The sequence below is a fragment of the Methylobacterium sp. Leaf465 genome (assembly GCF_001424705.1).
Classification (GTDB): Bacteria; Pseudomonadota; Alphaproteobacteria; order Rhizobiales; family Beijerinckiaceae; genus Methylobacterium.
In genome coordinates this window covers 524697-537710 of record NZ_LMRA01000023.1, presented here as the reverse complement: position 1 = coordinate 537710, position 13014 = coordinate 524697, and the positions used below count along the sequence as shown (strand labels likewise).

Annotated in this window: 9 protein-coding genes and 1 pseudogene; 5 read left to right on the top strand and 5 right to left on the bottom strand. The window is 70.8% G+C overall.

What is annotated here, in order from left to right:
* Positions 1-40: 40 nt before the first annotated feature.
* Both ASG51_RS25090 and ASG51_RS14730 read right to left on the bottom strand, forming a co-directional pair.
* A pseudogene (locus tag ASG51_RS25090) lies at positions 41-302 on the bottom strand (type II toxin-antitoxin system PemK/MazF family toxin).
* A gap of 65 nt (positions 303-367) precedes the next feature.
* Positions 368-622 (bottom strand): hypothetical protein, encoded by a 255-nt coding sequence (locus tag ASG51_RS14730; protein ID WP_056381550.1) that lies wholly within the window; start codon positions 620-622, stop codon positions 368-370.
* Positions 623-842: 220 nt separating this feature from the next.
* Here ASG51_RS14730 and ASG51_RS14725 point away from each other — a divergent pair, with 220 nt between their 5' ends.
* From ASG51_RS14725 to ASG51_RS14705, 5 genes are read left to right on the top strand one after another with little or no spacing between them, the layout of a single operon-like run.
* Complete coding sequence (locus ASG51_RS14725; protein WP_056381549.1) at positions 843-2726, top strand: extracellular solute-binding protein; 1884 nt, start codon at positions 843-845, stop codon at positions 2724-2726.
* A complete protein-coding gene (locus ASG51_RS14720; protein ID WP_056381547.1) occupies positions 2723-4582 on the top strand; it encodes an extracellular solute-binding protein in 1860 nt (619 codons plus the stop codon). The genes ASG51_RS14725 and ASG51_RS14720 overlap by 4 nt, the downstream gene beginning before the upstream one ends.
* Before the next feature lie 9 nt (positions 4583-4591).
* Entirely contained in the window at positions 4592-5695 is a 1104-nt protein-coding gene (locus tag ASG51_RS14715) for a microcin C ABC transporter permease YejB (protein WP_056381545.1), read from the top strand.
* Entirely contained in the window at positions 5692-6195 is a 504-nt protein-coding gene (locus ASG51_RS14710; protein ID WP_056381618.1) for an N-acetyltransferase, read from the top strand. The genes ASG51_RS14715 and ASG51_RS14710 overlap by 4 nt, the downstream gene beginning before the upstream one ends.
* Positions 6196-6238: 43 nt before the next feature.
* Positions 6239-7129, top strand: a complete 891-nt coding sequence (locus ASG51_RS14705; protein ID WP_056381543.1) for an alpha/beta hydrolase — start codon at positions 6239-6241, stop codon at positions 7127-7129.
* A gap of 4 nt (positions 7130-7133) precedes the next feature.
* Here ASG51_RS14705 and ASG51_RS14700 read toward each other — a convergent pair whose 3' ends face one another.
* The 3 genes from ASG51_RS14700 to ASG51_RS14690 are packed head-to-tail and all read right to left on the bottom strand — an operon-like array spanning position 7134 to position 13012.
* Positions 7134-9218 carry a hypothetical protein gene (locus ASG51_RS14700; RefSeq protein ID WP_056381540.1) on the bottom strand — a complete coding sequence of 695 codons (2085 nt, stop codon included), beginning with the start codon at positions 9216-9218 and terminating at the stop codon, positions 7134-7136.
* Positions 9219-9246: 28 nt separating this feature from the next.
* A complete protein-coding gene (locus ASG51_RS14695; RefSeq protein ID WP_056381539.1) occupies positions 9247-12066 on the bottom strand; it encodes a DUF4159 domain-containing protein in 2820 nt (939 codons plus the stop codon).
* A 10-nt stretch (positions 12067-12076) separates the two neighbouring features.
* Complete coding sequence (locus tag ASG51_RS14690) at positions 12077-13012, bottom strand: DUF58 domain-containing protein (RefSeq protein ID WP_056381537.1); 936 nt, start codon at positions 13010-13012, stop codon at positions 12077-12079.
* Positions 13013-13014 lie beyond the last annotated feature (2 nt).

Genomic DNA, 13014 nt, shown 5'->3' with positions numbered 1-13014 from the left:
CGGGCCAGAGCCCGGCCTCTTCGTTCGAGGTAACCCTGCGTCAGCGGCCGAGGTCGAGGAATTCTTGCACGGCTTCTTCGAGGCGGCGCATGTAGGCGTCCTCCAGACGCCCGACGATGCTCCCGACCTTCACGCGCGGGACCGTGACGATCTTGTCGACCTGGATCTGGCTGGGTTCGCGAAGTCCGTTGGCTGGGCTCAACGTCGATCCGGAGCACCGGCGCCCCCAGCACACGCGCACTCGTCATCAGGCACAGCGTGAGGCTGTCCGTGTGGAGAAAGCTGTCCGCCTGGATGACCACGCACGGTCGCGGTTTGCTCGTATAGCTTCCCTTGGTGGCGAGGATCACGATCGCCTGCCGTCCGGTCACGACCGAGATTCCGCATCCCCGAGATCTTGTACGTCGGCGATCAGAGCCTCCGTCTCATCCGCGTCCGGCGCGGCGGCGACCAGCCGGCTCTGCCGCTGCGCCTCCTTCCGGCGGCTCTCGCGCACGTAGGCTTGAACGAGGGCGCGCAGCGCCCCGGACGGGGTGGTGCTGTCCCGCCTCGCCGCATCCGCGAAGGCCTGCTTCAAGCGCTCATCGAGCCGTAGCTGCAAAACCGCGCTGTCCTGGGCCATGATGGCTCCTGCATGACGCTTCTATCGTACATGGGATGCATACCACCGGGCCTATGGCTTGAGGCGCCGCGCCGCGGTCGCTCGCTCGCAAATCGGGACGGGGCCGTGCGCGCACGCGCCGGCTTGGCGTTCGCGGCCGGTCCGTCCTAGAACACCCGCCTGCCGTCGCCGGTGCGGCGGCGGACCCGCGCACCCGGAATCCGGAGACCGCCTGCCCGTGATGCGAATTGCCCTGATCGGACGCCTCGTCGCCACCCTCGCCTTCCTGGCCTGTGGCCTGCCCGCCCGGGCCGCCCCCGATCCGGATCCCGCCGCGCCGAAGGGCGCCTGGATGCCCGCGATCACGCTGATGGGCGAACCGAAATACGGCCCCGACTTCAAGCATTTCGATTATGCCGACCCGAGCGCGCCGAAGGGCGGCCTCGTGCGGCTGGGGGCTCAGGGGGGCTTCGACAACTTCAACTACGTGGTCTCGGGTCTGAAGGGCGATCTCGAAGGCGGGATCGTCCAGATCTACGATACCCTGATGACGGAATCGGCCGACGAGCCGTTCACGTCCTACGGCCTCCTGGCCGACGGCGTGCGCCTCGCCGACGACCTGTCCGCCGTTTCCTACCGCCTGCGCGAAGGGGGCCGCTGGCATGACGGCCAGCCCATCACACCGGAGGACGTGGTCTGGTCCTTCGACGTCCTGAAGGCGAACAGCCCCTTCTATTCGGCCTATTACCAGACCGTGACCAAGGCCGTCGTCACCGGCCCGCGCGAGGTGACCTTCACCTTCTCGGAAGCCGGCAACCGCGAGCTGCCGCAGGTACTCGGCCAGCTGCGGGTGCTGCCCAAGCACTGGTGGACCGGTACCGACGCGCAGGGGCGGCCGCGCGATGTCACCCAGACCACCCTCGAGATCCCCCTGGGCTCGGGACCCTACCGCTTGGCGAAGTTCGAGGCTGGGCGCAGCGCCACCTACGAGCGGGTGGCGGATTACTGGGGCAAGGACCTGCCGGTGAATGTCGGCCGCAACAATTTCGGCACGATGCGCAACGAGTATTTTCGCGACGCGACGGTGCTGATCGAGGCGCTGAAGGGCGACCTGTTCGACTTCCGGGCTGAGAACGTGGCGCGCAACTGGGCCACCGCCTACGACACTTTCCCCGCCGTGAAGGAGGGCCGCCTGATCAAGGAAGAGTTCCCGGATCGCGGCAACGGCAACATGCAGGCCTTTGTGTTGAACACCCGCCGGGCGAAGTTCGCCGATCCGCGGGTGCGCCGAGCCTTTAATCTCGCGATGAACTTCGAGGAGATGAACCGGTCGCTGTTCTTCGGCCTCTACAAGCGGATCGACTCCTATTATTTCGGCTCGGAGCTGGCCTCGTCCGGCCTGCCCCAGGGCGACGAGCTGGCGATCCTTGACGGCGTGAAGGACAAGGTCCCGGCCTCGGTATTCACCACGCCCTACACGAACCCCGTCAACGGCACGCCGGACGCGGTACGCGCCAATCTGCGCGAGGCCGTCGGCCTCCTGAAGCAGGCCGGCTACGAGCTGCGAAACGGCCAGATGACCGACGTCAAGAGCGGCGAGCCGCTCACCGCCGAGTTCCTGGAATTCCAGAGCGTGTTCGAGCGGGTCGTGCTGCCCTACGCGGCGCAGTTGAAGCTCATCGGCATCAACAGCACCCTGCGGGTCATCGACCAGGCCCAGTACCAGAACCGCCTGCGCGCCTTCGATTTCGACATCACCACGAGTTCGTGGCCGGAATCCCTCTCCCCGGGCAACGAGCAGCGCGAGTACTGGGGTTCGGCCTCCGCCGACAAGGCCGGCTCGCGCAACCTCATCGGCATCAAGGACGCAGGCGTCGACGCCCTGGTGGAGAAGGTGATCTTCGCGAAGGACCGCCCGGGCGTGCTGGCGGCGACCCACGCCCTCGACCGGGTGCTGCTGGCCCACAACTTCGTCGTGCCGCAATGGGGCTCGAACGTCTCGCGCACCCTGCGCTGGAACCGCTTCGGGCACCCGGCGGTGCTTCCGAAATACGGCAGCTCGGGCTTCCCCGCGACCTGGTGGTACGACGAAGCCCTGGCGGCCAAGACCGGGGCCCCGCGTTGAGCGCCGGCCCGACCCGGCGTGCGGTCGTCGCAGGCGCCGGTGCCCTCGGGGCGACCCTGGTGCTGCCGCCCCCCGTCCGGGCGGCGGCCCGCACCAGCCACGGCCTGTCGAGCTTCGGCGACCTGAAATACCCGGCCGACTTCCCGAACTTCGACTACGTCAACCCGGACGCGCCGCGGGGGGGGCGCTTCTCGGCGCAGCTCGCCGCCACCCTGGGCAACCAGGCCTCTGACACCTTCAACACCCTGAACATCTACGTCCTGCGCGGCGACGGCGCCGCCGGCATGAACCTGACCTTCGACTCGCTGATGGTCCGCGCCCTCGACGAGCCGGACGCCCTCTACGGGCTCCTCGCCCGCTCGGTGGAGATTTCCGAGGATGGGCTGACCTACCGCTTCAGCTTGCGGCCGCAGGCCCGCTTCCACGATGGCGCGCGCCTCACCGCCCACGACGTGGCGGCCTCGTTGCGCCTCCTGAAGGAGAAGGGCCACCCCGAGATCTCGCAGGTGATCCGCGACCTCGCCGAGGCCGTCGCCGAGGACGACGCCACGGTGACCCTGCGCTTCGCGCCCGGCCGCAGCCGCGATCTGCCCCTCTTCGTCGCTACCCTGCCGGTGTTCTCCGCCACCTACTACGCCAAGCGCGATTTCGAGGCCTCCTCCCTGGAGCCACCCCTGGGCTCGGGGCCCTACCAGGTGGGCCGCGTGGAGGCGGGCCGCTTCATCGAGCTGGAGCGGGTGAAGGATTACTGGGGCGCCGAGCTGCCGGTGAATGTGGGCCAGAATAATTTCGACGCCATCCGGTACGAGTATTTCCGCGATCGCCAGGTCGCGTTCGAGGCCTTCAAGGGCGGCGCCTTCACCTTCCGCGAGGAGTTCACCGCCCGGGTCTGGGCCACGGGCTACGACTTCCCCGCCGTGCAGGAGGGCCGCGTCCGCAAGGAGACGGTGCCCGATGCCCGTCCCTCGGGCACGCAGGGCTGGTGGATGAACACCCGCCGCGAGGCCTTTCGCGATCCCCGGGTACGCGAGGCGATCGGCCTGTGCTTCGACTTCAACTGGTCGAACGCCAACCTGATGTACGGCGCCTATCTCCGCACGGCCTCCTACTTCGAGAACTCGGACCTGAAGGCCACCGGCCGCCCGGCGCCGGAGGAGCTGGCCCTCCTCGACCCGATGCGGGGCGACCTGCCGGCGGAGGTCTTCGGCGAGGCCTGGAGCCCGCCGAGCTCAGACGGTTCGGGCCAGGACCGCGCCCTGCTCAGCCGCGCCGTGGCCCTGCTGCGGGAGGCCGGCTGCACCCGCGACGGCGGCGTGATCCGCTTGGCCTCAGGCAAGCCGCTGGAAATCGAGTTCCTCGACAACGACCCGGTGTTCCAGCCGGTGACGCAGCCCTTCATCCGCAACCTCGGCCTGATCGGCATCCGCGCCAGCATCCGGCTGGTCGATCCGTCGCAGTACCAGGCCCGGGTCAAGGATTTCGACTTCGACCTCACCGCCCGCCGCTTCGCCAGCGGGCTCACGCCGGGGCCCGAACTCCGAGAGGCCTACGGGTCGCGCGCCGCTGGCACGCCCGGCTCGAGCAACCTGGCGGGCATCGCGAACCCTGCCATCGACGCCCTGATCGAGCGGGTGACGGAGGCGACCTCTCGCACCGACATGATCCACGCCGCGCGCGCCCTCGACCGGGTGCTGCGGGCCGGCCGCTACTGGGTACCCATGTGGTACAAGGCCGATCACCGGCTGGCCCTCTGGGACGTCTACGGCCGTCCGGCCAAGGGGCCGACCTACGATCTCGGCGCGCCGAGCGTCTGGTGGTACGATGCCGCCAAGGCCCGGCGCATCGGCCGAACCTGAGGGACACCCGTGCTCGGCTACATTCTGCGCCGCATCGCGCTCATGGTCCCGACCATCTTCGGGATCATGCTCATCACCTTCGTCATCGTGCAGTTCGCCCCCGGCGGCCCGGTGGAGCGGGTGCTGGCCCAGCTCCAGGGTCAGAACGAGGGAAGCCTGTCGCGGGTGACCGGCGGGGCCGGCGACCTCGGCGGCGCCGCCCGCAGCGGCGGCGGAGGCGAGGCGAATGCCCGCTACCGCGGCGCGCAGGGGCTCGATCCGGCCTTCATCAAGAAGCTCGAGCAGCAATTCGGCTTCGACAAGCCGGCGCCCGAACGCTTCGCCAAGATGATCTGGGATTACGTCCGGTTCGATTTCGGCAACAGCTATTTCCGCGACGTATCGGTGCTGCAGCTGATCCGCGAGCGCCTGCCGGTGTCGATCTCGCTGGGCCTCTGGATGACCCTGATCTCCTACGCGATCTCGATTCCGCTGGGCATCCGCAAGGCGGTGCACGACGGTTCGCGCTTCGACCTCTGGACCTCGACCCTTGTCATCATCGGCTACGCGATCCCGAGCTTCCTGTTTGGCATCGCGCTGATCATTTTGTTCGCGGGCGGGTCCTTCGTGCAGATCTTCCCGATCCGGGGCCTGACCAGCGAGAACTTCGAATCCCTGAGCCTTTGGGGCAAGGTGGTCGACTACGCCTGGCACATGACGCTGCCCCTGGCGGCCCTGGTGCTCGGCGCCTTCGCGACCTCGACCCTGCTGACCAAGAACTCGTTCCTCGACGAGATCCGCAAGCAGTACGTGCTCACGGCCCGGATGAAGGGCCTGTCCGAGCGGCGGGTGCTGTACGGGCACGTCTTCCGCAACGCCATGCTGATCGTCATCGCGGGCTTTCCGGCGGCCTTCATCTCGGCCTTCTTCACGGGCTCGCTGCTGATCGAGACGATCTTTTCCCTCGACGGGCTCGGGCTCCTGTCCTTCACCTCCATCGTCGGGCGCGACTATCCGGTGGTGTTCGCGACCCTGTACATCTTCTCCCTGCTCGGGCTGGCGGTGAACCTGCTCTCCGACCTGATCTACACCTGGATCGACCCGCGCATCGATTTCTCGGCTTGGGCGACGTGACCACCCTCCCCCTCGTCATCCGGCACGAGCACGCGAGCGACGCCGAGGCGATCGAACGGCTCCATGCCCGCGCGTTCGGTCCGGGCCGCTTCGCCCGCACGGCCTACCGCCTGCGCGAGGGGACCGCACCGGTCGCCGAGCTCTGCTTCACCGCCCTGGTGGCGACCTACCTCGTCGGCTCGGTGCGGGTGGGTCCGGCCGAGGCGGGCGATCCGCTCCTCGTGCTCGGGCCGCTCACCGTCGATCCCAGCTTCGAGGGGCGCGGCATCGGCGCCGCCCTGATGACGGCCTGCCTCGACGCGGCGACCTCCGCCGGCCACGGCCTCGTCATCCTGATCGGCGACGCGCCCTACTACCGGCGCTTCGGCTTCGCGCCGATCCCGTCCCGGCGTCTCATTCCGCCCTCCCCCGTCGACCCGGCCCGCTTCCTCTGGCGCGAACTGCGCGCGGGCGCGGCCGCAACGGTCTCGGGGAACGTCACCGCCCTCCGCCGGCGTTGACTCCGCCGAGGGCGCCGACCCGGCGCCGGCAGGGATGGAAACGATGGACGCGACGGCAATCCGGCACGACACGATCACGGCGAACGGCGTCGCCCTCCACGTGGCGCGGCTCGGGCACGGCCGCCCGCTGGTGCTGCTGCACGGTTGGCCGGAATTCTGGCTGACCTGGGAGCCGGTGATGCGGCGCCTCGCTGGCCGCTTCGAGCTCATCGCACCGGATCTGCGCGGCTTCGGCGCCAGCGAGAAGCCGGATGCGCTGCCGTCCGCCAAGGCCGGCGCGGAGGTGCACGCCGACGATGTCGTGGCGCTGCTCGATGCCCTCGGCCTCGACCGCGTCGGCGTCGTCGGCCACGATGTCGGGGCCTACGTGGTGCAGGCTCTCGGCCGGGCGGCCCCGCAACGGCTCACGGGGCTCTTCACCTTCAATTGCCCCTATCCGGGCATCGGCCCACGCCTCGCCGCACCCGAAATGCTCGCCGAAATCTGGTATCAATCCTACCACGTGAAGCCGTTCGCGGCGGCGCAGGTCGGGGCCTCGCGCGAGGGCTGCCGGCTCTATATCGGTCACTTCCTGCACCACTGGGCCGGCGGGAACCCGGCCGCGTTCGACGATGTGCTCGACGCCTTCACCGACAACTTCCTCGCCCCCGGCAACCTTCAGGGCGGATTCAACTGGTACGTCAGTTCACAGGCCGGCCGCTTGGCGATGATTCGTGGCGAGGCGCCCGTGCTGCCCCCGATCGCCGTGCCGACCTGCGTCCGCTGGGGCGTTTCCGACCCGCTCTTCCCCTACGCCTGGACGGATCGCCTCGGCGAGACATTCTCGGACCTCGACCTCGCGCCGATGCCCGGCGTGGGCCACTTCCCTCACCGAGAGGACCCCGACCGGGCTGCGGCCGAGATCGGGCGATTCTTCGAGCGGCTGCCGGCGTGACGCGTCACACGGCCCGTCCGCGCCGGCCCTCCACCAGCCACATCGCCAACACGGCACCGGCCAGGGCGACGAGCGCCCAGAGGCCGAGGGCGAGGGGATAGACCTCGACGCCGCGGATGTTGGCACTGTCGCTGGGGCGGAAACCGATCCAGTCGGCGCCGCCGAGACGGCCGCTGCGGACGGACTGCAGGCGTGGCACCACCGTGCCTCCGGCGGCGTCCGCGATTCGGCGGATCGAGCCGCCGGTGCCTTCAGCGAGCGCCTTCAGGCGCTCGGTGTCGCTGAAGACGTCGGCGAGTTCACGCGGGTTCGGCGGACCGACGCTGACGAAGGCGACGAGGCTGCCGGACCGCAGGGTGTGGAGGCCGAGCTCGGTCACCTCGAAGGTCGTCGAGAACAGGCCCGGCTCACCCTGGGTCAGCGTTAGGGTGCGCTGGCGACCGGTCGGACCCGTTACGGAGACGGGCTCGGCCGTGTCGGCCATGGTCTGGCGCTCCACGCGGACCTCGCGCCCGTGCCCCGTGGTCTGGGCTCGCAGGGCCTCCTCCTCCAGGGCCGGCTCCTTCATCAGCCAGTGACCGAGCCGCCGCAGCAGATCCAGATAGGGCCCGCCCTCCTGGTATCCGCGCGCCCACAGCCAGGCATGGTCCGAGGTGAGCAGGGCGACCCGGCCCTTCTCCTCGCGCGACAGGGCCAGCAGCGGCAGGGCGTTCGGACCCTGCAGGATGGGCTGGATGCCGGGCCTCACCTGCGTCGAGACGATGCGGAGCCAGTCTCCCCAGGCCGGCGGCGAGGCCTCCGAGCCCGGCAGGGCGCGGGTCACCGGATGGCGGTTGCCGATGTTCGTGAGGGCCGCCTTATACGGCTGCTCGAGCACCCGCCCGTTCGGCTCGCCGGGCAGGATCGCGGCCAGCCGCGTACGCGACAGGCTGGAGGGCGAGGCGAATTCGGGTCCGGCCGCGATCAGCAGGGCGCCGCCCTCGCGAACGTAGCGGACGATGTTGTCGAAATACGCCGAGGGCAGCACGCTCTGGTTCGCGTAGCGGTCGAAGATGATGAGGTCGAAATCCTTGATCTTCTGGACGAACAATTCGCGCGTCGGGAAGGCGATCAACGAGAGCTCGGAGATAGGCGTCCCGTCCTGCTTCTCCGGCGGGCGCAGGATGGTGAAGTGGACGAGGTCGACGTTGGCGTCGGACTTCAGGAGGTTGCGCCAGGTGCGCTCGCCCTGATGCGGCTCGCCGGACACGAGGAGCACCCGCAGCTTTTCGCGGATGCCCTCGATCGGCAGGACCGCGCGGTTGTTGATCGTGGTGAGCTCGCCGGGAAGCGGCTCGACCTCGATCTCCACGACGTTCGGGCCGCCATGCTCGATCCGCATGGTCAGGGAAAAGGGCTGGCCGGTGGGGAAGGTCCGGCGGCCGACCTCCTCGCCGTCGCGGCGGACGGTCACGGTGGCGCTGCCGGTTCCGCCCCGCTCCATCACCTCGGCCCGGATGGTGAGGTCGCGCCCGACGATGCCGAAACGCGGCGCCTCGATCAGCTTGATCTGCCGGTCGCGCTCGTCCGGATGGCCGGTGACGAGGACGTGGAGCGGCCCCTTGAGGCCCAGGGCCGCCGCCGAGGCCGGGATGTCGTGGACCACGCCGTCGGTGAGCATGACGACGCCCGCCAGGCGCTCGGCCGGCACGTCGGCCAGCGCCTGCGACAGGGCGGTGAACAGCCGGGTGCCCTCGTCGCCCTCCTTGGCGTCGGGCACGTCGATGAAGCGCGGCTCGATGTTGGTCAGGCCCCCGAAGCGACGCTGCAACTCGGCGCGGACCGCATCGGTCATCGCCGGCCGGTCGCCGAGGGCCTGCGAGCCCGAGCGGTCGACCACGATGGCGGCGATGTCCTTCACCGGTTCGCGATCCTCGCGCACCAGGGACGGGTTGGCGATCGCGAGAAGCACCAGGGCCAGGGCGAGCGCCCGCAGGATCGCGGTGCGACCCCGGGCCAGGAAGGCCAGCACGGCGAAGACCACGACGAGCACGCCGAAGGCGATCAGCACCGGCCAGGGCACCAGGGGGCTGAAGCTGAGGCTCAGCATAGGCGGATGGCCTCCGGTGAAAGGGTCATCACTGGCCCAGGCGCTCCAGCAGCGCCGGGACGTGGACCTGGTCGGCCTTGTAGTTGCCGGTGAGGGTGTAGATCACGAAATTGATGCCGCCGCGGAAGGCCATCTCGCGCTGGCGCTGGTCGCCGCCGACGATGGGGTAGAGCGGCTCGCCCCGCTTGCCCACCGCCCAGGCGGCCGCGAGATCGTTGCTCGTGATCACGATCGGCGAGACGCCGTCGCCGGCCCGCGCGGGCCGGCGCTCGGAGCCTTCGCCCGCCGGCGGCAGGGTCTCGACCCAGGTCTGGCCGGTGGCGTAGCGGCCCGGAAAGGTGTCGACGAGGTAGAAGGCCTTGGTCAGGACGTGGTCGGGCGGCACGGGCTCGAGTTCGGGGACCTCCAGGGTCGCCAGCATCTTGCGGAGATACGCTCCTTCCGGCGTCGGCGGACCGCCCGGCCGCGCGGTGAGCGCGTCGCGGGTGTCGAAGATCACCGTGCCGCCATTGCGCATGAAGGCGTCGATGCGCCGGATCGCGGTTTCGCTCGGCTGCGGCCGCCCGGCGACGATGGGCCAGTAGATCAGCGGGTAGAAGGCGAGCTCGTCCTTGGCGGGATCGATCCCGATCGGGTCGCCGGGCTCCAGGGCGGTGCGGCTCGCCAGCATCTGCGTCAGGCCCGTAAGTCCGGCCCGGCTCGCGGTGTCCGCCGCCTCGTCTCCGGTGATCACGTAGGCGAGCCGGGTGGCCAGGGCCGAGTCGAAGGTGCCCGCGCGCACCGGCGGGGCCGGCTGGGCCTGAACCGGCACGGGCGTGCCGATCAGCGTGCCGAGCGCCAGGCCGGCGACGAGGAGCGCGGCCGGGCGCGAGACGAAGCCCCGTCCGCGCCGCAGGAAACCGCTGAGCCAGAGGCCCGCGAGGGTGTCGAGGATGAGGAGCATCAGGGCCAGGGTGAAGAGAAGGGCGCGCAGGTCGAGGGTCTCGGCACCGGCGAGCGAGCCGAGGCGGGCGCCGGAGAGGGCCGCGAAATCGAGGGGCTTCAACCGATCCGCCGCCGCGAGGGCGTTGACCGCGATGCCGCCATCGGCCGGGCCGTAGAAGCCCGGCGGGTGTTCCAGCGTCGCGCGATCGGTATCGTCGGCGGAGACCGCGGTGGCGCCGGCCGGCGGCGCCCCGAGTGCGCCGAACCCGTCGAGGGTAAGGCGCGGCGCCAGCACGGCGGTCGCCCGCGCGGCGGCATCGCCCTCCGGCAGGGCCTTGGCCCCCGCGAGATTCACCACTCGGCGCAGCATGTCGACGAACAGGCCCGACAGGGGCAGGTTCGACCAGGTGGTATCGGCGGTGACGTGGAAGAGCACGACGAGGCCCTGGCCACGCTTCTGCGCCGTGACGATGGGCGTGCCGTCCTGGAGCGAGGCCCAGGTCCGACCCGGCAGGTCGCCGTCGGGCTCGGCCAGGATCTGCCGGCGCACGCCGATATCGGCCGGCGGGGTCAGGCCGGCGAAGGGACTCTCGGGCGCGAAGGGCGCCAGGGTCTTGGGACTGTCCCACGAGAGGGTGCCGCCGAGGGTGCGGCCGCCGCGGCGCAGGCGCACCGGCACCAGGGGGTCGTTGCCGGCGGCGAGGCGCGGTCCGGCGAAGCGCAGGAGGAGGCCGCCCGCGTCGACGAACTGCTCGACACGGGCCAGGGTCGGACCGTCGAGGGCGCCGACATCGGCGAGGACGAGGACCGAGACCTGGTTGTCGAGGAGCTGCCCGATGGATTCCGCGATGCCCTTGGCACCCCGGGGCTCCTGCACGTCGGCGTAGGGACCGAGCGCGCGCGACAGGTAGTAGGTCGGCGCCAGCAGCGGCTGGGCCTGGTCACTGGTTCCGCCGAAGACGAGGCCGACGCGGCGGCGCTTGCCGCGCTCGTCCACCAGGGTGACGGCGCCGGCCGAGCGCTCGGCCGCGACCTCGATCCGGCTGATGCTGTTGCGCAGCTCCACCGGCAGGTCGAACCCGACCTCGGCCTCGGTGGCGTTCGCCCCGAAGGTGAAGGCGTGCTCGGCCAGGGGCAGGCCCTTCTGGTCGACGGCGCGCACGAGGCCGGTGTCGCGGCCGTTCGGGGCCGCCCGCAGGACATGCGCGGTGAGCTGCCCGCTGGCTTCTGCGGCCGACAGCGCGAGCGCCGGCGGCTGATCGGCCTTCAGGATGGTGAGCGCGGCCCCGGTCCGGCCGACGAGGTCGGCGAAGCGCTTGCCGAACGTCTCCTCGCCTGGGCCCGCGACGCCGTCGCTGATCCAGAGGATCGCCGTGCTCGGGCTGCGCTCGAGGAAAGCGGTGAGCGATGCCAGGTGCGCGCCGCGATCGGCCAGATGCGGACGCGGTGCAATGGCACGCAGGCGCTCGAGGGCGGCGGACGGGACCTTGGCCTCCAGGGCCGCCGCCGGCTCGGCCAGGGCCGTCACCGCCACCGGACGGCCGTCGCGGGCCGCGCTCTCGATCGCGTCCGTGGCCACCCGCAGGCGGTCGCGCCAATCGTGGGCGGCGGTGAAGCCGTTGTCGAGGACGACGAGGAGCGGCGTGCGCCCCGCGGCGGCGCCCGTGCCGGAAGGGTTCCAGACGGGGCCGGACACCGCCAGGATCAGGCAGGCGGCGGCGAGGATGCGCAGGATCAGCAGCCAGGGCGGCGTCCGGGCCGGCGTCTCGCGCTTGCCCAGCAGGTCGGCCATGATCCGCAGGGGCGGGAAATCGATGCGGCGCGGGCGCGGCGGGGTCACCCGCAACAGGAACCAGAGAGCCGGCAGGGCGACGAGGGCGGCAAGCGCCAGGGGCGCGGCGAAGGTAAGGGGCAGTCCGAGCATGCGGCGATCCTCAGCCGGTCCCGCGCGCGGCGGCGACGAAGGTGAGGAGGCGCAGGGCCGCCTCGCTCGCTGGACGGTCGGTGCGATGGATCGTCAGGGTCCAGCCCTGGGTCCGGGCGATCTCCGCGAGGCGATCGCGATGGGCGGCGATCCGCACCCGATAAGCCTCGCCCCAGGCGCCGGCATCGCCGACATTGAGGCTGAGCTTCGACTCGAGGTCGTGCAAAACCGCCTGACCCGTGAACGGAAAGGTCTCCTCGACGGGATCGACGATCATCACGAGGTGGCCCCGGGTGCCCCGGCCGGCGAGCCGGTCCACCAACGCCTTCACGGCATCGGGCGGCGACAGGAAATCGCTGATCAGCACGGCCTCGTCGAACCGGCCCGGCGTGGCGGGCGGCGGGGCGTCGTCGTCCTGACCCTTGTCATCGGCGACGAGGGCCTGCGCCATGGTCTCGACGATGCGACGGGAGGCGGTGGCGCGGGTGAGGCCGAGCAGGCCGGTGCGCTCGCCACCCTCCACCAGGGCGTCGGCCAGGGCGAAGCCGAGCACCAGCGCGCGCTCCACTTTGGGTGCCTGTGCCAGGTGCGAGGCGAAGCCCATGGAGGCCGAGCGGTCGATCCAGAACCAGATGTTGTGGGTGGCCTCCCACTCGCGCTCGCGCACGTAGAGCCGATCGTCGCGAGCCGAGCGGCGCCAGTCGATGCGCGCGGCGGCCTCGCCGGCGACGAAGGGCCGGAACTGCCAGAAGTTCTCGCCCGGCCCGGCCCGGCGGCGGCCGTGGATGCCATGAGCCAGGGTCGAGGACACCCGGCGGGATTCGAGAATCAGCCGCGGCATGCGCTCGGCTAAGGCGAGCGCGCTCTCGGTCTCGCGGCGTCCGGGATTGCGGGCGCTCCGGTCGAGGACCTGGGGGGCGCCGCCGCCGGGCCGGGGAATCGCCATGC